Source organism: Nocardia vaccinii NBRC 15922 (genome assembly GCF_001613305.1).
Lineage (GTDB): Bacteria > Actinomycetota > Actinomycetes > Mycobacteriales > Mycobacteriaceae > Nocardia > Nocardia vaccinii.
Window position 1 is genome coordinate 407244 of sequence record NZ_BDCC01000019.1, and the last position, 20733, is coordinate 427976.

Sequence of the window (20733 nt, forward strand, 5' to 3'; positions counted from 1 at the left end):
ACTCGGTTCCCGGCGTTTGGCTGCTCGACGAACGGCTGGCACGGTTGAGCACCGTGGTGTCCTCATCCGGCGGCGGGCAGCAGCTCGAACGCGGCCTCGGCGATCCTGCGGCCGTTGATCTGGATGTGCAACCGGCTTGGCCCAGGCATGAGTTTGCGGCTGGCGGTTGAACGTAGCGGTTGAGTGCGCGACACCGTGCGCGATTCGCCCGCCGCTAGGTCAAGTGTGGTCCCTTTGAACACCGCTTCCCCCTGGCCGGCGCGGGCGCGGGGGTAGGTCAGGACGTAGTCGATCACGACCCGTTCGGCCTCGGTGCCGATCACCCGCACGGTGTAATCGACACCGAGGCGCCCACCGATGGCCACCACGGGGGCACCCAAGCGCAGTTCGGTGACCTCCACCGCCGGTGCAGTCGAGAGCCCGAGGAATTCGAATACGGCAGGGTGGCCTTTCTTGACGAGAGTGCGCAGCGATTGCCGGATGATGAATTCCATTTCTTTCGGCCGCTGCCGATCAGAATTGCGCCACCGATCGAGGGTGGACAGCACAAGATCAGGGTCGGTGCTAGTGAGATCGTTGAGGTGATTGGCGACCGACTGCGTGACAAATCGTGAAGTATCGGAGAACAGGTTGTCCAATACCGGGATCGCCTCATGTACGGGCAGGGTGATGCGGGGCGACCAGGGCAGTTTCGGCCGGGTTCCCTCGCTTGCCAACCTGCGGACGTGATAGTCGGGATCGGTGCTCCATTCCGTGACAGCTCTCATCGTGTCGTCGGGAAATGTGTTGAGGAAATAGCGCAGAGCGTCTTCGGCGGTGAAATGTTTGGTCAGCTCTTTCAACGCATTGAGCGAGGAGGTAAGAGTTGCCTGGGTGCAGCCGTAGCGGGCGATGAAATCCGAGTACGGTGCGTACGTATAGATTCCGAAGTCGCTGCCGGTGAAGGTCGCGTCGTCGTGCGGGGGCAGTGCGGCCAGGATGATCATTGTCGCCGCACCGATATCAGAGGGCAGGTAGACTGCCAAATTGTCTGCGACACAAGCAATTCTGGCTTTGAGTTCCAGTCCGGGTAGCTGCTCCATGACCGTGGTCACGAACCCGTCGGCGTCGAAGCTCGATGCGACACGCGACAGATCCCGCGCCAGCGATCCAACGCGCTCGCGATTCATGGCAGATTCTTTCAAAGGAACCGGCTGACTCATGCTGGAATGATATCCCACCGCCTCGTCCAGATGCGGCAGAATCCGCACCGGAGCCTGCCTGGGGAGTATCGTCTTCTTTCGCTGATCGGATTCTCGTTCGTGTTGTTCTTGTTAGAATTCCGGGGTGAGTCGCTACCATATCGACCCTTTGTCATTTACTTTCGGCGCCAGCGTTTTCGGGGTTGATCTGTCCCGGCCGCTGAATGAGTGGGATTCAGCTTCCCTGGTTGAGGATCTGATGAAATACCGGGTGCTGGTCGTGAGGGGGCAATCTCTGTCGCATGAGGATCATATTCGGGTGAGCAGATTGTTCGGTGAGCCGGAAATTCATGTGCAGGATCAGTACGCGGTGCCAGGCTTCGCGCAGATCGTCACGATCAGCAACATACATCGCGACGGTGAGCCGATCGGCTTGTACGACGGGGACAACGAGCAGGAGTGGCATACCGATCTGTCGTGGAAACCGGCGATGAGTTCGGTGTCGCTGCTGTACTCGGTGATCGCGCCCGCGGTCGGCGGCGGGACCCGGTTCGCCGACACGACCGCAGCCTACGACGATCTTCCCGCAGAGCTGGCCGCCCGGATCGAGGGGCGCGCCGCGGTGCATTCGCTGGTGCATCTGTTCGAGCAGCAGGCTGCCGACAACCCGGACAAGGTGCCGTTGACCGCCGCGCAGCGGGAGCAGGTTCCCGACGTTGTGCATCCGCTGGTGCGGGTGCATCCGCGGACCGGGCGGCGATCACTGTTGTTGGGAGACATGATCATTCGCACGATCATTGGTCTCGATCCAGCCGAGTCCGCGAGTCTGCTCGATCAGCTCCATGCCCACGCCACCGCCGAGCGGTACGTGTATTCGCATCGGTGGGCGGTCGGCGATCTGGTCATCTGGGACAACCGGGCCATGATGCACACCGCTTCGCCGTGTGATCACACCCGCCATCAGCGGTTGCTGTTCCGCACCACGGTCATGTGACACGATCGCCGCGCCGAGCGGTGCGCTCGGCGCGGCGATCGGACCGGAGAAGATCAGGCGCCGGCGTCGGTGGTCTCGATCACCGGCAGCCACGGCACGGCATTGTCCTTGCGGCCCTGGTGGACCGGGACCAGTGCGCTGGGGTCGTCCAGGGCCATCATCGTGACCCCCATCGAGTCGCCGCCCTCGTCGAACGCGGAGACAAACGTGCCGCAGGTGGGGCAGAACCCTCGCTTGGTGGTGGGCCAGGTGTGGTACCAGGTCGGTTCGCCGCCCTCACCGGTCCATTCGAATGTGGCGAGCGGGAAATCGACCCAGGCCACGACCGGGGCCCCGCCCAGTTTCTGGCAGTGCGGGCATGAGCACAGTTCCCTGTCAAGTCTTTCTGTTCAGCGACACCACCACTCGTCACCGTCACCCGCTCGGGTATCGGTGTGAAGCTAGATGTCGCCCGTTGCAAGGGGGTTGATGACACCTTCCAGTACGAACTGCTCACACCGGACCATCCTCTGGCTCAGCTCCATCGATTTCATGGGCTCTGTCGAATTGCGGACCCATTCGGTCACGTCGAGGCGGCTGGTGATGGCGTCGGTGACGTCCAGGTGGTCTCGGACCTGCTGTGCGTCCCAGCCGGCAGGGGCCTCAAGGTTCAAGATCGGTGTCGGCGCCGACTCGTCGATCGGGATCAGCTTGTGTGCCTCGGCGATGATGCCGCCCACGGTCTGTAGCGGCTTCTGGTGTCCGATCTTGATCTTTTCGATGTGAGGAGCGAGTGCGTGGCCCTGCCGGTGGCGGTCGATGCGGGCGAGTTCTTCGATCCACCACAACGTGTTCGAGCGATGGTCGGGCTGCGCGTTGAAGGGCTGGACCTGGCGAAGCAGCGCGAATGTCTTGTCGGACAGTGCCTTCATCCGCCCGCGGTGGTTCGAGTCGTCGTACTTCGCCGGATCGGTGAATACCGGGAAGAAGATTCCACGCTCGGCCGGCGGCGGATTCTGGCTACTGTCTCGCACTGCGAGGTAGTACACGATTCCATCGAGCGCGGCGCGCAGTTCGTACAGCCATTCCCCGAACAGGGCGCTGAGCCGAACCGGCATCGGAGTCAGCGTTTTGACCACGAAGGTCCACGACGTGTCCGTGTCTCCCCGAACGACGTCGATCTGGCGCGGGTGGTCGGCCAGGTACGTGTTCCACTCGGACCCGATCTCGGTCCTGATCTCTCCAGCTCGACGCACACGTTCACGACAAACCTCGATAGGCCACTGCCCCTCATCGATCTCAGACATGCCCGCAAACGGTACGCGTTGTCTTTGTCCACAGCGGCTGCAGATGCGGATCGTCCATGCACCCAGCGGCATTCGGCTTCAAGGTGATCTTGAGTCGCCGGATGTGGAGCATGAGGGGTCGGGGCGCCCGGTGCCGCCGAGTTGTCTTGGGACGGCCCCGGGCTGCTTCTGGTCCCGCGTGTACCGGCCAGCACGTCGGTCTTCCTAACGATTTCGTGGAAGGACGGCGCGACGCCAGCGGTGCAGGTCTCCTATCGGTACTCGCCGACCAGACATCGCAAGCAACTTCGCACGCGCGTGCCTCTGTAGCTCCGCGACCGGATGCGCTGCGGCGCAATGCAACTGGATGTCTTCGAGGATCACCCGGGCGAGATCGCACCCAGTTGTTCGAGCTGCGGGAAGTGATGCCCCGGACGAATCGCTCCTCCGGGGCATCGGTGGTGTCAGCGTCGAAGGACCTGCCCGAACGCCTGCACGGCCTGAGCCACATGCACCAGGCCCCCGGTGGTCCCGGTGCGAAGGACCACCACCGCGCACAAGACGAGGTAACAGACGAAACAGGCCGAGCCCAGCAACGCGATCTGAACCACTGCGATTTTCCAATCCGCACCGCGCCCGCCCCTCCGCAGCCGGGCAGGCAGCAGCGCTTATCTGTTGAGTCCCTGGTCGCCGAGTCTGTAGGCTGGGAACCCCAGCCACAGGGAATCCATGCCCACCTCTCCCGGCGAAAATGCCCGGTGAGGTGGGCATTTCTGCGTGCCAACGAGTTTGGCACAACTTCTCCTCGGGCCGGCATCTTGATGTTCTCCGGCATTGCATGAAGCGAATAACTGGAAAATCGCCGTTTTGGCTGGCCTGGGCCCAGGTAATGGCAAGTCCTGGTCGGTCTGGTTCTATTCTGTGATGTGACTCGAATCACCGCTATTTAGTGGTCTGGGTTACATTGCGGCGATTGGGGAATTTCCGGTTGACGCAGGTGCATCGCATTTATCTGCACTTAGCTGTAGGTCTGCTGATAAGTTGGTGGGATGGCTCAGTATCTTGATCTCGCCGATGCTCTGCGGGCACGGATCGTCTCCGGCGAATTCCCGCTCGGCAGCCGGTTGCCCAGCATCAGTGAGATTCAGGATCAGTACGATGTCCGCAGTCTCGGCACGGTCCGCGCCGCCCAGCAGCTGCTCGTCGACGAAGGGCTGATCGACACGCGCCAAGGTGTGGGCGCCTTCGTCATCGGTACCGAATCGCTGAAGAAGATGGATGTTTACGCCGAACTGGTCGCGCTACGCGACCGTCTGACGACGGTGCTCTCCGCGATCGAGAGCCACAATCACCACTCGATCACCATCGACCTGAGCGAGCCGCATGTCAGCTTTGTGCTGACCGATGCGCTGCGCGAATGGGCGGACCGGCAACGCGAGCGCGCCGAAGACGAACCCGACCTCGATCCCGACGCCCGCCGCGAATGGGCCGCGGCCGCCGACCGCGTCCGAGCGCGCATCGAAGCCGAACAGTCCAACGGCTGATCCGCCGCTGCCGGACGGTGCCGAAATCGACTGCGGCAGTATTGATTGTCCGGATTTAACGCTGATCGGTTGATCTCAGATTTTTTTACGCTGCGATCCGCGTCGCCTGATGCTGCGGCGAGCTGTCCAGCAACAGCGAGTCTGCGCCTGGATGGCGTGGTTGGTGGCCCCGCCCTCTCCACTGCAGCGCCGACGAATCGGTGCTGATCTCCTCGTGCATCGTCACCTCCAGCGACTCCCACCGGCGCCAGGGCAGCGGCATCGGCAGCGAAACGACAGGTCGGACTACTGATGAGACTGGTGAGCGCAGGCGCATCGACAGATGAGCGCCAGGGACATACCTTTACGGGCTGCCGCTCCCGGGTGCTGCGGAATTCCAGCGCGCCACAGAACAGCCCGGATGATGCTCCGAGGTTGTCGATTACATCCAATGTGACGTCAGTCCAATCAAAGTTGTTGGAGTGCTGAAACTTTCGTCTCAATAAGCTCGGCAAGGGTGCGCCGGACCTGATCACCGGTTGGTATTGGCCGGCGCCATGTTCTTGGCCCTGAGTTCGGCCCGCCTGCGCATCTCGGCACGGGCGCGTGCACCGCGGCGAAGCCCCTGATCGTCGAGGCGAATCCACCCTTCGGTGACCAGCCATCGCTGTTGAGCTTCTGCGTCGGCGGTGTTGAAGAACAAGGGCACGCCGGTGGGATCGGCGGCTTCAGCGGCGATCTCGGCCCAGTTCGGGCTGTGGTCCTCATGCAGTCGCCGGTACATGCCGATGAATCGGGCGACACCGAACCCGACGACTGTCGGTGGCATTGCCGAGACATGATCGCCGTGAAAGCGGGTGTAAAAACGTCGTCCCTGGCACAGCGATTGCATGGTGTGGTTGGAGGCGAGCCACCCTGATCGGTGCAGCATTCCGAATGTGGTCTGACCGATCAGCCAGAAGGGCGGCACGCACCCGAGTCGGCGGGTCCACCAGGAGGTGGTCGTGTCGAACCACGACCAACGCCGGGTACGGCGAGATAGACTGGCGCACCAGAAGGGTGCTCCTCACTCGCGATGATTTTCCTCAGCAAGAAGGATTATCGCAGGTCGGGTCGCCCTTCGTCGCCAGCACACACACTGTGACCTGTTTTGGTGAATCGGCGAGGCTAGCGTTCACCACTGAAATCTACGGGCCGCGAATCCGGCACCGTTCACCCGGAAGTCCCGGTCCGAACCACTCCCGAGTGACATTCACGCACACCAACCGGGCCACCGATGCCGATAGCAACACGGCCACAGCGGTCAATGGCCAACCACTAAACCCTATCCATAGGGATGCGGCCCGCTGGCCGCCGTGGTTTTCACTGCGTCCGGCTACGCGTGTCACGATCTGAACCATGAAGATCAGCGTTCCGCCCCAGATGTACGGCGGGAACCCGGCCGGTCTCCTGGAGCGTCTCGGTCTGCGTGTCGACAGGGCCCCGTCGGAGTCCGACACCGATTGGGAGGTCTCGGCGAAGCCGATCGACCTCATCAAGGCCCAGACCTTGCATGGGCCCGCTCTCAAGCGCAGCCGGTTCGATGTCTCGCGCGCCCCCACGCCGACAGTGCCCGGGGGCATTCCAGCTGACAAGTCGGACGTGTTCAACCGATACGCGCGAGCGCTCGACGCACACCCCACCCTGCCGTCTAGGTTTGAACGAATCCGCCAGATGCTGTTCGCGGTTCCCGATGACGAGGTCCCCGCAGCGATCAAATGGGGCAGCGACGTACTCGCCGCGCTTCCACTAACTCACCCAGACGGCTCGACCGAGCCGTTGTTCCCGAAGCACTCGGTCCACGATATTCGAGTCTCGGACATCGCCTACCGCTGGTCGAAGCTCCCGCAGGTCTTCCTCCGGCTCAAGTACAACAGCGTGGCCGAGATCGTCAAGAGTTCGATGGATGATCCGTCCGCACTGGCGTTTCAATCATCAGGTGCGCTGCTGGAGGGCACGGTTTTCGGCGGACTCTACCTCGCGCCACTCCTTGGCAATCTTTCGCCGAACGTCTGGGGGTTCGGCGCACCTCGCGTCGGTCAGATCATCGTCTATACGTTCGGTCGGCAGATCGGTGGCCGCGGGGAGGGCGCCACTCCGCACGCAATCGACTCTCTGGAGGCTTTGACCTATCACCACTCTGCCCGCGGCTTCGACGTCGAAGCGCTGGACGACGCCACTCTGCACAAGGCCGCATATTCGGACGCTGTCGACTGGTGGGCTGAGCGGATCGACAAGACGATGGCCGATATCTTCGCTCCCACCAGCTATATCGACAAGAACGGCTTCTACGCGCCCGAGGCACACCAGCGGTGGATGCTGAATCTTGAGCAGTTGTTGTCCCGCATCAGCGCAATCACTCGGCATCCTCGCGACGAGGTTACACAACTAATGCTCATGTTTCCCGCGATGGACATCCTCGGCGACAGCTTTACCGGCAGCAACGGAATCGCTCAACTTATGTCGCCGAAACGAATCCAGAAGCGTATTGCCGCGATCGAGGAGCATGTTCCTGACCGTATCAAACCGGTGATTATGGCACCGGCATATCGCGCGCTGGCTGCCGCAAACCAAGTTGCTGACGAATTCTTCATCACAAGCCCGAACCCCGACACGACCACCGAATCGCGGCTCCAACAACTGTGGAATGCACGTCGCAACACGACTCATGGTTTCGGCGGCAAGGGTAGTGAAATCCTTGCCGAGCACACTGGGCGTCTCCCAGCCGACATCGTCCTCGTCCCCATGGTGTATTTGCTGGACATACTGACCGACCGGCAGCAGCTCCTCGAACGGATACGGCGTACATGCCAGTAACAGCGCGTGCTCGGGAGGCGTCTTTCGGCCTGCGGCCGGCACACGAGACGACATTGAGGACACTGTGGTTCTCGACATCCGATCGAACGAAACGGCAACCCACGACCTCGGCAGGGTTCGATGCTCCAGGGCCAGCCCGAACTCATTCAGTCCTGTGCGCCAACGATCGGAAGCCATGGGACGGCATTGGGACGGAATCTTTGTCGCCCGGGCACCAATCCGCTGTCGTCGTCGAGGCTCATCATCGTGACACCAACAGGTCTGCGTCACCATCGTCCTGGGCAGCAACAGAGCTCTCGCAGATACCGCACAGCCTCTAGGCGATCAGTCGCGAGCTGCGGTAGGGGCAAAAAGCGATGCAGCTTTTCGTTTGATGAGCGAGAGCGCGGCGCGAGGTGGCATCGCCCGCTGGAACAAATAGAGTCTCGGGCGATTGATGGTGATAGGATCTATTGGTCAATTCGGAAGTATAAGAAAATTTGGGGCGACGTGACAGACAAGATCGTTGCAAATGTGGGTGTCGAGGTAGACGAGCTGGGATTGTCGCTCCTTGGCTGGGATATAGAATGTCGGGCACGGCTCGTGACGAAGGAGTCTGATCGCAACGGCCACGCACATCAGGTGGCGGTCTCCGTTACGGCAAGATTTCTTCCTGAGGATTGGAACGACCGCTTCACTCGATTCGGCCGTGAGGGAGACGACGCCGAGGTTCCCCAACTATTCGTGACCTTGAATCAACGCGCATCCGAGTTGGTTCCCGGCTGCCTGGAATTGGTCAATTCATTTACCACTGTAGAAAATGTTGGAGAATTCGCTTTACGTCTCTCCGAAGTCAGCAAGGAATGGATCGCCGAAAAACCGCTTCACGCTGATGAGATTTCGGTAACCATCTCCGCTGCCGACCTGACGAATATCCGCAATGTATATTCGAACTCCCCATTGGAGTTCCCGCCGACGAAGCCCCGGAAAATTTCCGTCGAGATTATCGACGAGACTCGCGTTCGATCTGTAACTGCTCATGTGACCGCAGCAAACGCGGATATTGGATCTCGGCCGTACAGTAATCCCGTGATTCGAGTTCACTTGGAAGGTTTGTTCGAAATTGTTCCGGAACAGCTTTCAGGGTTCCCCTCCACTCGTTCCGGCGGCATTGCTGTGCCAAGGCTCGAACTGGAGGTTCTCGATGAGGAAGGGTTTTTGCTCGACACGGATAGCATGGATTTCCACTGCATCGTCCCTGTCGATGCAGCGAAAGTCTCACCGCGCCGGCAGCCGCGGTGGGTTGTCCACTGGGAACATCAAACCGACGATTATGCTGGCGAGCCGTCCCGTGTGATCATCCGACTTCGGGGAGAGCGGCCATGACTGCTGATGACGCCATGGCCGCTGCTACCGTGGACAAGATCAAGGCTCTTCAGAGAGTGCTACTGGAGGAGTATAAACAAGCGCCCGGTCTATTCGGTGAAATCGCCCGCATGGAAGGTTTGCTCGCAGAAACTTACCGGAATCGTGTAGCGTACGAACTGCTTCAAAACTCTGACGACGCCGATTCGTCTGCCGTCGAGATAGTGGTTGACAATGACTCTTTCGAATGGCGAAATGACGGAAGACTTCTTACTAGCGACGACATCGAGTCTCTATGTCGAAGCGCAAATTCTACTAAACAGCGTGGCGGAGACACGATCGGGTACCGGGGAATCGGATTCAAGTCTCTGGCCGCCATCGCGCGTAGCATCGATGTGCACTCGGGGGAAGTCGCATTCACCTTCGACCGCTATTCAGCGTCTGAAATGCTCGGAAGCGTGGATCCTGCAACGGTTCCACTGATCCGGGTTCCGTCCAATGTACGTCCGAGGCAATGGACCGACGGAGTCACGTTCGCGGTCTCGTATGCAGGAGATCATGACGGTCACGTCGGCGAGATTGACCCATTGAGCTTCCTCTTCTTGCGCAATATCGAGCGTGTCACCATCGCGACGGCTCGTGGTCGCACGGCGTTACGCATCGGTCGGAAGCCTGACCGCATCGTACTGCGAGATGACGAGGGCGAGGCAAGTTTCGGCCTGTTGACCGGACGGATCGCAACGATTGCGATCCCCTTGGACACGCGTGCTTTGGCACTGGCAGGCCTGCGAGGGCGTTTGGCTTGTTTCCTGCCGCTGAACGATGAAGTGGGATTTCCGGTCGTAATTTCCGGCGACATCTTGACCGATCCCTCGCGCACCCATGCTGTCGTAGCCGACGAATCAACTCAGGCAGTATTGCAGGATGCCGCGTCGATAATTGGTGATGTATTGCGTGGCTCCGGCATACTCTTCGACTTGCTGTGGAAGTTCATCCTTGAAGGTGATGATCTACGAAGTCCTATGCTGGCACCCAACGTGACGGTCAGCAAGCTGTTGATCACTGCGCTACGCGATAACATGACGGCGAATCCGCCGTCGTTTGAGTACTCACCGGTCTCGTTTGAGCCAGAAGATGTCTCAATTATCTTTCCGGCCGGTGCTCCGGAAGCCCTGTACGCACAGTCCAATCAGTCAAGCGCCCGTGCCGTCAAAGCTCTATTGGGGCTCCGGACAGTGAATTTTTCGTCAATATTGGAGAAGGTGGCAACGTCCGAGCTGTCCGATTCTTTGCGTCAGCGGCTAGCACTTCATCTCCGTCAGCTTTCAACTACGCATGGTCGTTCCCTTTCGGCGGCCGAGCAAGAGCTTGTCGCGTCCCTACCTGTGAATGAGCTGAGCAGCAACGGACCTCGCGCGATTTCTGTAAAGAAGGCCGTCGAGCCGGCAGAGGGAACAGCTCGACTTGCTGATATAGCAGGCCGGGCTGTCCGCGGAACACAGTCACCACTGGCTGCGGTGATTCACAGATGGCGTGCCGCCGAAGTCGTGACCATGGAGTACCTCAACGGTCGGGGCTGGAAGCTACGTGACGTCAGCAACCAGAACCTCGGTTATGACCTTGAAGGTACTGACCCGTTTGACCGAGTAGCCCGGATCGAAGTCAAGAAGGTTGACGGTCCTGCAGCACGCTTCTCGATGACCAATAACGAACTGTCCCTGATGATGAACTCTCCCGGCGAGTACTTGCTGGCAGTCATCGTCGGTGATGGTCAGGGCGTCAAACTGGCGATGCTCGATCCGTCAAGGAAGGATTTGCCGAAAGAGCGTGTCTGCCGTCGTTGGGAGTGGGAATTCACTGACTGGGCACGCTTCGCCGAGATCGTTGAATAGCGACTGCGGCGCAGATTTCACGCTAGTCTGACTACCCACCGGGCAGGCGCGGGCCTCTGCGCCTGCCCGCTAGGTATTACCTCGCCTTCGACCGCGCAGTCGCCTTTGCCTCACCAGTCATCCCGGCCATCTCGGAAGCGTACGATCACCTGTGACGGCTCGCCAGCATAATTTTCGGTCCGGCCTTCCCAATGAAGAACCCACAGTGGCTGTCGGCGGGGCGGTCCCTTGGGGGCGTCGACAGGGATCACACAGCCGAAATCGAACTCCATTGTTCTGAGCAGAAACCCCTCGTTGTCGATGACTTCCATCTTTATATTCGGCATGGCGATCACCTCGGAGGACGCAGAGGAGGCCTCCGCATACCAGTCGGAAACGAACTCGAATACGCCTTCCATATGAATTCTAAACGCAGGGCGATGGGGGGGAACCGAATTTCCCATTCGGCAACTAACCTCCGCCCGCGCGAATGTTACCCGCGTGGACACGGTTCGAGTTCGCGTCTCGTCTATGACCTCAACGGGTAACACGTCGACTGTCGGCGGCGGCAACTCCAATTTTGAACCACGAATAATTGCCAGGTCGAAAGCGGATATATTAACCAAAATTTCGTCAGAAGTAAGCGGAGTCTCGGTGCGCCACTCCTCGCTCACCTTGGAGATACGTAACGCAAATTTGTCAACTTCCCTGACGGTTGTACATTCATCCGTCAATTCCAGGCAGCATGGGACGGAGTCCGATGCACGTCGATTCAGGGTGGCGAAAAGTTGGGGAATCTCGGCATTGTCCCCTTTGTTGCCGTATCGAGGGAAGCGGTCTCTCCATTTTCCGGGAACGAAGTCCGCGGTCAGGGATAACTCAACTTGCTGCGCAAGATTATCGTCATATGATTCCCGCGTTAGGAGACATGCAGTGCACTCGGCCCTCCAACCTAGCAGCGACAATCCGAGATCGTCTAGTTTGACTACCAACTTTTCGGTGTTCTTGTCTGCCACATCGCTCTTTCCTATAGAATTTCTGCGTTACTATCGGGCGTAGATGGTCACGCAGAAGTAGTTTAGCTTCGATTTTTCTTGCGTGTGATGTGTTGTTCCGTCGCTTCTGTGTGCCCGCTTTTAGGCTGGTCCAGCCGCAAAGCTTGGTGGTGAGTGATCTGGAGCATTTGCTGACGCAGGTGCGTACCCCGGATGTGCTTCCGCCGGTCGGTGAGGCGTGGACCTGCTGCTCCGCATGCACAGTCCGAGCAAGCGTCGCAGCGTCTTGGAGCGCGAGACCACCGACATCGTCGGGAAGCTGATCGGCTGGTTGGTCCTGACCGGAGGCGGCAACCGAACCGGCAACGAACACGACGCGATGAACATCCCCCACTGCACCCATTCTTCGGCACCCTGGAATTGCTGGCCCGGGGCCGGAGTCGCCCATGTCGTCGAGGCCGCGTTCCAGGACAAGCCTATGGGGGCCGAATCTTCTGGCGCTCACCGAGATCGCCGACATCCGCATCAGCCACTGCACCACGCCGACCACGGTGCTGCGCCGATGCACATCGTTCGGCGCGCGCCGACGACGACCCGTACCTGTGCGCACACGACGATAGCGGGCTGCTCGCCGCCATCGACCGCGGTGAGCACTCCTTCGTTCCGGTGACCATAGAGGCGCCCGCCATGACCGTCGACATGAGCTGCGGTTACAGCCCCGACCTGGACACTGTCGTCGAGTTAATGATCCACCACATGCGACTGCCCCGACCGGCGACTACGACTCCGGTGGGACATCGGAGCCGCGGCCGGACCGCGGGAGATGAACAGTGGCGACGCAGACGCTCACGGTTCGGCCGTCGCGGTGGTATTCCAGTGCGGGCCAGCCGCTGTCGGTGGTTGATTCGCTGATATATCCGTCCAGCTGCTTCAGCGCGGCCAGACGTCTGTCGACGGCCTGCTGGAGGTTCTGCTGCGGCATCAGCAGCAGCAGGACCGCTGCCGTGTCGTGGGTGATCAGGTACCCCAGCATCTGAGGATCGAGCGCCTCTGTCACGACCGTGTCGCTGGTCGCCCATTTCGATTCGCAGATGAAGATCTTCGCCGGACCGCTTCCCTCGGCCAGCTTGTCGGCCTGGATGAAGATATCGGACTTGCCGCTACGGCTGTACACCTCACGCTGTGCGCCGGGGAGGGTCGCGTTCAGTGTGGCGCAGAGCAGATCACTGATCTGATCCTCTGTCAGTTGCGAGAACGACCTGCCGTACCGTTCGACGGAGTTCGCCCAGACTCGGATGACCTGCAGCACGTCTGCGAACGAGGCCGGCGCCAGGCGATGCTTGCTAGCGAGCACGACGGTAGTAGTCGGCTGCTCGGCCGACTGTTCGGCATTCACGGGCGCCGCGGCCTGGCCGGCATCGTCCTCTGCGTCGTCGAGGCGTAGTGCGGGCGCTTTCCAGGACTCGGGGAACCCGAGGTCGGCCGTCACTGCGGCGCGGTTGGTGAGCGTGCGGCGCTTGTCCTGGATAAGTCGACGAAATTCCTCTGGCGCTTCGACATCGAAGTAGTCGGCGGTCTGCTTGGCAATCGCATCGACCAACCGCCGAACGAGCGCCACCCGGTCGTTGAGGAGATTCCGATTGGTCAGTTCACCATCGCTGACCTGCTGTTCCTGTTCAAGGGTCAGATCGATGTATCCGTACAGGGCCCACTGCTCGCTGGTGTCGGTGGTTGGGCTGAGGACCCAGGCCTCGTGTCCGACTTGGAACAGATAGTTGTGGAGCCGGTTCTGGTTGCAGGTGTCGTGGTATTTCTCCCACGACTCCGCATCGACGGGTTCCAGACCGGTTTCGTCGCGGTCGGGCCAGCGCATGAGCAGCCGCTGGTCTCCCTGGATAGGGAGAACGAAGTAGTAGCGGGTAATCGTTTCGATCGACAGCCCGTCGTCGCCAGTCGGCCGACCGACGTCCTGCACTCTCGTGCCCTCCTCGAGCTGGCCGACAGACGGCAGTGCTGGACGTCCTGCAGCCAACGTGTCAGTGAAGGTTCGTTCGAAGTCGTCCAACTCGGCGAGATCGCCGACCGCCTGTAGGCGCTTACGCAGGCCCAGCTGTTCAACGAGATGATCGAGGTACTGCGACAGCGGATCGTTGTTCCGAACCGTCGTGTTGAACGCGGGAACCGAAGTCATAAGCGGACAGCATATTTGACGCCCCGACATCACCGTCCGGTCTGCGGGCCGGTTCCGGCAAGACCGGATCGATTGCGCAGACCGGACGACCAACCGCCAGCGGTCTGGATCCTCAGTCCTGTGCGCCGACTATTGGAAGCCACGGAACTGCGTTGGGGCGGAAGCTCTGTCGCTCCGGGATCAGGTCACTGTGGTCGTCCAAGCTCATCATGGTGACCCCGACCAGCTCTGCCTCGTCGTCGTCCTGGGCGGCAACAGAGCTTCCGCAGATGCCGCAGAAGCCGCGTTGGGAGTCCGGGAAGGTGTTGTACCAGACCGGTTCTCCGCCGGGTCCGGTCCACTCGAATCCTTCGCGGGGAAAATCGACCCACGACATCACAGGGCTGCCGGACAAGCGTTGACAGTGGCCACAGCTACATAAGTGGGGGAAAGTTAAGTTACCAGATGCCTGATATCTGATATTGCCGCACAAGCAGCCGCCAGAGCGCATGGTGTATATGACCTTTCACTCGATTGTTTGTTGGAATAGTTGGGCGCCCGAGGGTAACTTTATCAGCAGGATCTGTGCCTCGTCGGAGACATTTGTATTTGTCCGTTCGGGCTGGTGTCGATCGTATATGCGATCTCCTTCATCTTGTAGACAAATTATCCTTGTAATCAGGGCAATTGCCGCTGGTTTCTGGTTGTAGGGCGAAGTGGTAGCAGTGTTCCGAGTTCTTGCCGAATTGCTGGGCTGACGTCCTTTTGAAGCTGGAGGACCGCTGTCGCTAGGACGATCTGTTCCGCGCGGCGACGGGATTCTTCTTCGGCGGCCCGTGATTCTTGGAGTGCGCGCTTGAGCCGGATGACTTCGTCGCGCAGCCGTTTCTCGCTCTCAGGGGTCTGGTGGGTTTCCGCTCGGACGCGTGCATAGAACTCCTCTTTCAGGTCGGCGTGGCGCTTGTGCAAGGCCATCCGGTGGACGTTCGCTTCGATGGCCAGGGCGGTCACGGTGAGGCTGCCGTCTGAATGCTCGGGTCGGCCGGCCAGGAGCCGCTCGACCGCGGCACGGATTCGTGTTCGCTCGCTGTCGTGCTGGTGGTTCATGCGACGGCCTCGCTGGCGGTACGCGCCTGCGAGTCGTGTGCGTCCGCGAGGTCGCGGAGGCGGGTTGCGTTGCGGCGCAGTCGTTTGCCCGCAGGTTCGGGTAGGAGTGCGGCGCGGACGTCAAGGGTGTCGGCGTGCGCTCGGGCGGCGCGGGCATGGCTGTCGGTGCGGACCGCGTTGCCGCAGCCGGTCTGGCAGGCGAATTGGTTGGGGGCGGTGGCGTTGGAATCTGGATCGCACAGGGCCATATCGCGTTTGAACGCGCAGATCAGGAAGGAGTCGGGATTGTCGAACAGCACCTGTCCATCTCGGGCGAGGAACTTGGCCGCTGCTTTCGGCGTGGTGAGAGCTCCCTGGAAACGGGGCAGCTGGGCGGCGGCGACCAGGGCGCGGCGCGCGGCCGGACCGGAGACTTTCTCCCCGGCCGCGGTCGCGTCACGTAGGCGCGCGGCAGTGTCCGCAGCCGCAAGGGCTGTTTCGACGTCGAGTTCGCCGTGGAAGCCGCGGCGGGCCCGGTTGCCGTAGCCGCTGGCGGTGCGGCCGTCCAGGACGGTGCGCATGTGGCCGTACTGGATTGCTAGCGCGATCAATCCGCCTGGTCGGCGTGCGATATGCCAGGCCAGGGTGCGCCGCATCCGGCCCAATCCGATGTTCCCGAACGGATCTGCTGGGACCCGCTGGTGTGGCAGGCCCCGCGCGACGGCCTCGGTGTTGATCCATTCGATCAGCTGTTCGACCCGTTGATCCAGGCTCGCTGCCTTCAATGCGCCGTGGTGCTTTCGTTGGGCCACGACGTCGTGGTGTGTCGAGCTGAACAGCAGCTCGCTTTCGGGAACCATCTTCTCCAGGACCCGGATCGCCTTGACGACCGGGGTGATCGCGACCCACGGAACGTCGCGTTCCGCGCCGGCGGAAATGTGGTAGCCGTCGATATCACGAACGTTCTTGTAGTGGTGGGCCCGGATCAGGTGGGGGCCGGTGGTTCCGGGTTCAGGGTCGGGGCAGCACCCTGCTCGAAGGGTGCGGGCCTCCTGTGGCCGCATGCCCGTCAGGTACATGATCACGATGGCCGCGGCCGTGGCGAGGTGACGGACCAGGGTCGGTGCTTCCTCGAAGTCCAGGTGCTGGCGCCACGGTCGGCCGTTGATCATGCCGGTCACAGGAAGCGGCATCGGGCAGGCGCCAGGTCGCTGCGCCGTGAGCTTGGGCAGGTCGAGTTGGCCTGATAGATGCTGGATCTGCGCGTAGGCAGCGCCAGTGATTGCAGCGACGTAGAGCCGGTTCAGCGTGGTTCCGTGCCCGCGATGTTTCATCGCGGGCAGCGGAGCCTGAGCTTCGATGCGCGGCAATAGGTACCGTCGCAGCGCCGCCAGAGATTCGGAGGTGGGTTCGGTCGCGTTCACCTCGGCGATCATGCAGCGGCGTTCTGCCCATCCGGCCAGGATGTCGTCACCGAAGTCCTCGACGATCCGGATCGACCAGGTCAGAAGTGGTCCGATCACGGCTGGATCGACCGGTTCGGTGGTGTTCTCGCCACTCGTGTCCGTGGTGTCTGCCGGGAGGTAATCGTCGATGCCGCAGGTCTCCCACGGCGGAGCGATGATCCCCGACGGTCGGGCCGACAATTGGTCGAACGCCCACAGATCCGCCAGCCAGCGCAGCAGTTTTAGGGCGTGCCCGCGGTTGTTCTGCGCTGCGGTGCGTTCGGCGGCGAAGGCTGTCCAGTGCTCGGCAGTGCACTCACCCAGCCGGTTGACACCGTGCTGGTGAAGCCATCTCGCCAGCTTCAACCATTCGAGGATGCAATTGCGCATGCTGGCGACCCCGTCGCGGGCGCGGCCCTGCATGCTGCGGGCCTTCACGTAGCTGGGCCGCAGTTCGCCGTTGATGAGCGTCCAGATAACCAGCCGCATCTCCGGCTGCAGCGTTGCGGGGCACCTGCTCCAGATGATCCGGTGGATATGGTGTCCGGGGTTGTCGGTCAGCGGGCCCAGGCTCCACAGGTCGTCGCTGTAGCGGGAGTTCGGGTGGGTGTTGTGTGGGCTGACCCATCGGTCGTGAACGACTGGAGTGTCTGGGGTGGGCATGGGCAGCACGAACGGGTCGGCCTCGACGGCCAGTTCGCTGGTCACGGGGCCAATTCTCCTTTGAGTAGATGGGCGATGATCTCGCGGTCGTGGTCTGTGACCCGGGCCAAGGCCGCATCCCAGGTGACCTCGTTCACCTTCGTGCGCAGGTCGACCAGTCGCTGGAAGCTATCGTCCCACCGTTGCCGCCACAGCTCGTCCGGCCACACCGACCGCATCGACAGCAGCTGCTGGTGCAGAAGGGCCAGCCTGGGATGGTGGCCGGTGTGGACACGTGCGTTGCGGCACGACAAGCAGAGCAGGAAGTCGGCTCCGCACGTGCCTTCCGCAGTGAGCCAGGGGCTGGACGTTTCGTCCGCGCAGTCGGCTGTCGCCGTCTCCTGGTGATGGGGATCCGCGACGGTGGTCAGCCGGCCACGGAATGTGAGGTCCCGAGCGAGCTGCAGCGCGTCCTGCGCGCCGGCGGCGATGACCGTTTCGGCGGCCTTCTGAACGTGCTTGTCGGGAAGGACATACACGCTTTCGTGGGTGCCGCGGCTGTGTTGCAGCGGCTTTCCCTCTCGCACTACTGTGGTCCGGCGCGCACGCTGGAACGGGGAGCCGATGCCGTGGGCCTTGGCCCAGGTCATGCCGTCGGACTTGGACACCCCGAAGCACAACGGCCCGACCGGACGAGGCCGGTCTAGATCCGAATCGACATCCCCCGTGCGGAATTGGCGCGCGACCATCAGCAGATCCGTCCCGGGTGCCAGACTCGCGGCCAAGGCCCGTCCGTGCCGTGTCGCCTCCAGCGCCTGGGTGATCAACCGCCCCGCGGACCCGGCACCGGTGTCGGTGTAGTTCTCCTCGACGAACCATCGGCCTGCGCCGAGGCGCCGCTTCTCGACCAGGACGTTGTAGGTCACCGCGGCGGTCGTCCCTGCGGTGGGCGCGGTGGTCGGCACGGTGAGCCGGTCGTACACCGACAGGTTCCAGCCGTACAGATCGGTCATCAGCACCGCGAGCGCGGTCAGCTCCTGGCGAGTCAGAAACAACCTGCCCCAGGTGAATTCCCGTGTCCGGCCACCCAGCAGCTCCCCGTCGTAGGGGACGTCCTTCGCGGATCGGCGGGGAACGTCGCCGGTGTCGGCCAAGTGCTGCAGAACCCGTCCGAGCTGCCAGTCCCGGTCGGCTTCCTTGAGCACGCCGGACCGGAACCGGGTCAGCACGGCCGCGTTGGCCCGGATCCGCAGCAGCGCCGACCGGAACTGCCGCTCAGCTGCTTTCACCACAAGCTCCCTATCGGACCGGTCGTACGACTGCTTCGAAGAGGCTGTGGTGCACCGTGGCGCGCGGCGAGCCAGCTCCTCGGACACGGGGCCGGACGACAAGTGCGGATCCCGCTGCAATAAGGTCCGGACCTTTGCCAGCGCCTCGCAGCCGCCGGGCGTGTTCTGGTTGGTGTTCCGCCACAACCGCATCGTGGCGGCCGTCAGCCTGTCCAGATCCGCGGCCGGGTGACCTTGGCTGCTCAGGAAACGAGCGAATGCCCGCAGCGCCTGCCAGTAGGATTCGCCACTGGCATGGCTGTTCCAGTTGAATGACTGCTCAGCGAAGACCTGCGCGAGGGACTGCTGCATGGGAGTAGGTACCGGCAGCGTGGTGAAGTCGAAGACCCGCTCGAACCCCTCCTTGTTGATCACCGCAACTCGGGTGCCCGACGGGGCGATCCGTTCTGCCGCCTGGAACTCTGGCGGCGGTGTCACCGCCTTGTGTCCCCGCCCGCTCATGGCCGGGTCCGTGCGTTCGGCACCGCATCGACCAGGAGGTCGACGTCCTGAATGCCTTTCGTCTCCTTCGCGAGCCGCGCGAACAGGTCGTCCAGACTCGTCGGATCCTCCGCTTCCCGAGGCGCGCTCCCGGCCGTACCGAGCGCGAGGATCGACTCCAGCTGCAGGTGCGTGACCGGGGCAAGGTAGTGCTCTTTCGTCGTCTCCACATCCTGGTGTCCAAGTAGCGTTTTCACCAGCCACCACGGATCACCGTACAGATGAGCGAAGTCGCGGCGATCGGCTGCGGTGAGTCCGTACTTCTTGTCCATCAACTCGTTCAGCACGATCAGCATGTAGAGCGCCATCGAGTGCCGCGTGGAATGCGGAGTCGCGTAGGGAGCCTTGCCGCGGATCTCCGCGACGCGGTCCGGCCGTGGGACTTTCCGCTCGGGTCCGGTCAACAGGACCTGCTCGCACCGCAGGTTCGCCTGCCGGAACACCGCGTTCCATCGGTCCGGCAACATCGGCATACCCTGCTCGGTCAACCACAGCCACGCCGGTTCAGGCCCCTGGGCACCCTCGATATACAGCGATTGCCGCTCCCGCCAGTCCAGCAAGCTCAGCGCATGGCTGCCCTCGGTCCTGCCGCGATCGACCCAGTGCACCTTCGGCGTCGGTCCGCCCGTCACGTTCGTGATCAGCCGCATCCCCGGCAACGCCGCATATCGGCCCTGTTCGCGAGCGCGTTCGATCGCCCATGCGCGTTCGGATTCCGAATAGGCGCTGATTTGCTGTACCGCATCGGTCGACACGTAGAACGTCCTGTCCCGCTTCGATCGAGACAGCGCCCGCGGCACCTGACCGTGGCAGTAGCGACCGAATCGCAAAGGGTGAGAAGGGACTTCGATAGTCAATAGGGCGCCGGCCTCCTGCCGCCGCAGCCCGGAGCTCAGCGTCAAGCCGACGAACGCGGTATTCCGCAGCTCGGTCCGCGCGTCCCACTCGAGAGCCGGCGCGCAGTCCCGGCCGAGCCCACGCAGCCCGAGGTCCTGCCACACGCCCCAAGTCCGCGGCGTCAGCCACGTAATACGTGAACTCCGTGCATGTGCTGCCCGATCCTCCCGGCGCCCGACATCGACCGGCAGCGGTGCGATCTTCGCCCACCGGTACAGCCGGGTGAACGCGGCGGCCTCACGGTCCCACTTCGCCCCACCGATCCGGTGCGGATTCGCCGGTGAGTCACAACGGAATTCGCGGTACGCCCGCAGATCGGCCCGCGTAGCTTGCCGCCAAAGCACACCCCGTCGCCACAGCCACGACAGCAACACCCGGATATCCGTCGCGTAATTCCTGCGGGTCTCCCGCAACAGGCACCGAAAGTCTTGCGAGAGAACAAATTCCAGCAGATCCGCATCGACGACAAAGTCGGGTCGAACGAATACCGGATCACCAGGGCGAAGGCCCACCCGCTCCACAACAGCGGGAAGATCCCGCACCCCGAGAACCCCATCTGGTGGGAGCGACCCCCGCCGGTCCGAATCGGGAACGAACACCAACCACCACTCGTCCACGCTGCTCCTCTGTGAGTG

At 62.0% G+C, this 20733-nt stretch carries 17 protein-coding genes; 5 read left to right on the plus strand and 12 right to left on the minus strand.

The window, feature by feature from the left end; all coding sequences use genetic code 11:
• Positions 1–62: 62 nt before the first annotated feature.
• A complete protein-coding gene (locus tag NV1_RS16025) occupies positions 63–1202 on the minus strand; it encodes a YhaZ family DNA alkylation repair protein (protein WP_067892002.1) in 1140 nt (379 codons plus the stop codon).
• Positions 1203–1326: 124 nt separating this feature from the next.
• On the opposite strand from NV1_RS16025, the gene NV1_RS16030 reads away from it, so the two are divergent.
• Complete coding sequence (locus NV1_RS16030) at positions 1327–2175, plus strand: TauD/TfdA dioxygenase family protein (RefSeq protein WP_084525409.1); 849 nt, start codon at positions 1327–1329, stop codon at positions 2173–2175.
• A 53-nt stretch (positions 2176–2228) separates the two neighbouring features.
• On the opposite strand, the gene NV1_RS16035 is transcribed toward NV1_RS16030, so the two are convergent.
• From NV1_RS16035 to NV1_RS43545, 3 genes are all read right to left on the minus strand, one after another.
• The gene (locus NV1_RS16035) at positions 2229–2543 is read right to left on the minus strand and encodes a GFA family protein (RefSeq protein ID WP_084525410.1); all 315 of its coding nucleotides are present in this window, start codon (positions 2541–2543) and stop codon (positions 2229–2231) included.
• Positions 2544–2615: 72 nt separating this feature from the next.
• On the minus strand, positions 2616–3533 hold the full coding sequence (locus tag NV1_RS16040; protein WP_157116986.1) for a hypothetical protein: 918 nt from the start codon (positions 3531–3533) through the stop codon (positions 2616–2618).
• 371 nt (positions 3534–3904) lie between these two features.
• On the minus strand, positions 3905–4051 hold the full coding sequence (locus tag NV1_RS43545) for a hypothetical protein (RefSeq protein ID WP_157116988.1): 147 nt from the start codon (positions 4049–4051) through the stop codon (positions 3905–3907).
• A 438-nt stretch (positions 4052–4489) separates the two neighbouring features.
• On the opposite strand from NV1_RS43545, the gene NV1_RS16045 reads away from it, so the two are divergent.
• Positions 4490–4984 (plus strand): winged helix-turn-helix domain-containing protein, encoded by a 495-nt coding sequence (locus tag NV1_RS16045; protein ID WP_067891754.1) that lies wholly within the window; start codon positions 4490–4492, stop codon positions 4982–4984.
• Positions 4985–5495: 511 nt separating this feature from the next.
• Here the strand turns inward: NV1_RS16045 and NV1_RS16050 are convergent.
• Positions 5496–5894, minus strand: a complete 399-nt coding sequence (locus NV1_RS16050; RefSeq protein WP_157116990.1) for a hypothetical protein — start codon at positions 5892–5894, stop codon at positions 5496–5498.
• A 467-nt stretch (positions 5895–6361) separates the two neighbouring features.
• On the opposite strand from NV1_RS16050, the gene NV1_RS16055 reads away from it, so the two are divergent.
• The 3 genes from NV1_RS16055 (at position 6362) to NV1_RS16060 (ending at position 11055) form a co-directional block, all read left to right on the plus strand.
• Positions 6362–7819, plus strand: a complete 1458-nt coding sequence (locus tag NV1_RS16055; RefSeq protein ID WP_067891760.1) for a hypothetical protein — start codon at positions 6362–6364, stop codon at positions 7817–7819.
• 489 nt (positions 7820–8308) lie between these two features.
• Positions 8309–9184: a hypothetical protein gene (locus tag NV1_RS43550; RefSeq protein WP_157116992.1), complete on the plus strand. Its 876-nt coding sequence runs from the start codon at positions 8309–8311 to the stop codon at positions 9182–9184.
• Positions 9181–11055 (plus strand): sacsin N-terminal ATP-binding-like domain-containing protein, encoded by a 1875-nt coding sequence (locus NV1_RS16060; RefSeq protein WP_067891763.1) that lies wholly within the window; start codon positions 9181–9183, stop codon positions 11053–11055. The genes NV1_RS43550 and NV1_RS16060 overlap by 4 nt, the downstream gene beginning before the upstream one ends.
• A gap of 110 nt (positions 11056–11165) precedes the next feature.
• Here the strand turns inward: NV1_RS16060 and NV1_RS43555 are convergent, their stop codons facing one another.
• The 7 genes from NV1_RS43555 to NV1_RS16100 form a co-directional block, all read right to left on the minus strand.
• Positions 11166–12050, minus strand: a complete 885-nt coding sequence (locus tag NV1_RS43555) for a hypothetical protein (protein ID WP_157116994.1) — start codon at positions 12048–12050, stop codon at positions 11166–11168.
• Between the two features lie 757 nt (positions 12051–12807).
• Positions 12808–14253, minus strand: a complete 1446-nt coding sequence (locus NV1_RS16075; protein ID WP_157116996.1) for a hypothetical protein — start codon at positions 14251–14253, stop codon at positions 12808–12810.
• 79 nt (positions 14254–14332) lie between these two features.
• A complete protein-coding gene (locus NV1_RS16080) occupies positions 14333–14710 on the minus strand; it encodes a GFA family protein (RefSeq protein WP_067891775.1) in 378 nt (125 codons plus the stop codon).
• A gap of 167 nt (positions 14711–14877) precedes the next feature.
• Positions 14878–15306 carry a hypothetical protein gene (locus tag NV1_RS42175; RefSeq protein WP_084525411.1) on the minus strand — a complete coding sequence of 143 codons (429 nt, stop codon included), beginning with the start codon at positions 15304–15306 and terminating at the stop codon, positions 14878–14880.
• Positions 15303–17438 (minus strand): integrase, encoded by a 2136-nt coding sequence (locus NV1_RS16090; protein ID WP_067891781.1) that lies wholly within the window; start codon positions 17436–17438, stop codon positions 15303–15305. Before NV1_RS16090 ends, NV1_RS42175 begins: the two co-directional genes overlap by 4 nt.
• On the minus strand, positions 17435–19162 hold the full coding sequence (locus NV1_RS16095) for a hypothetical protein (RefSeq protein WP_067891791.1): 1728 nt from the start codon (positions 19160–19162) through the stop codon (positions 17435–17437). The genes NV1_RS16090 and NV1_RS16095 overlap by 4 nt, the downstream gene beginning before the upstream one ends.
• A partial coding sequence (locus NV1_RS16100) for a site-specific integrase (RefSeq protein WP_218026994.1) occupies positions 19159–20733 on the minus strand: 1575 nt, incomplete at its 5' end. The genes NV1_RS16095 and NV1_RS16100, both read right to left, overlap by 4 nt.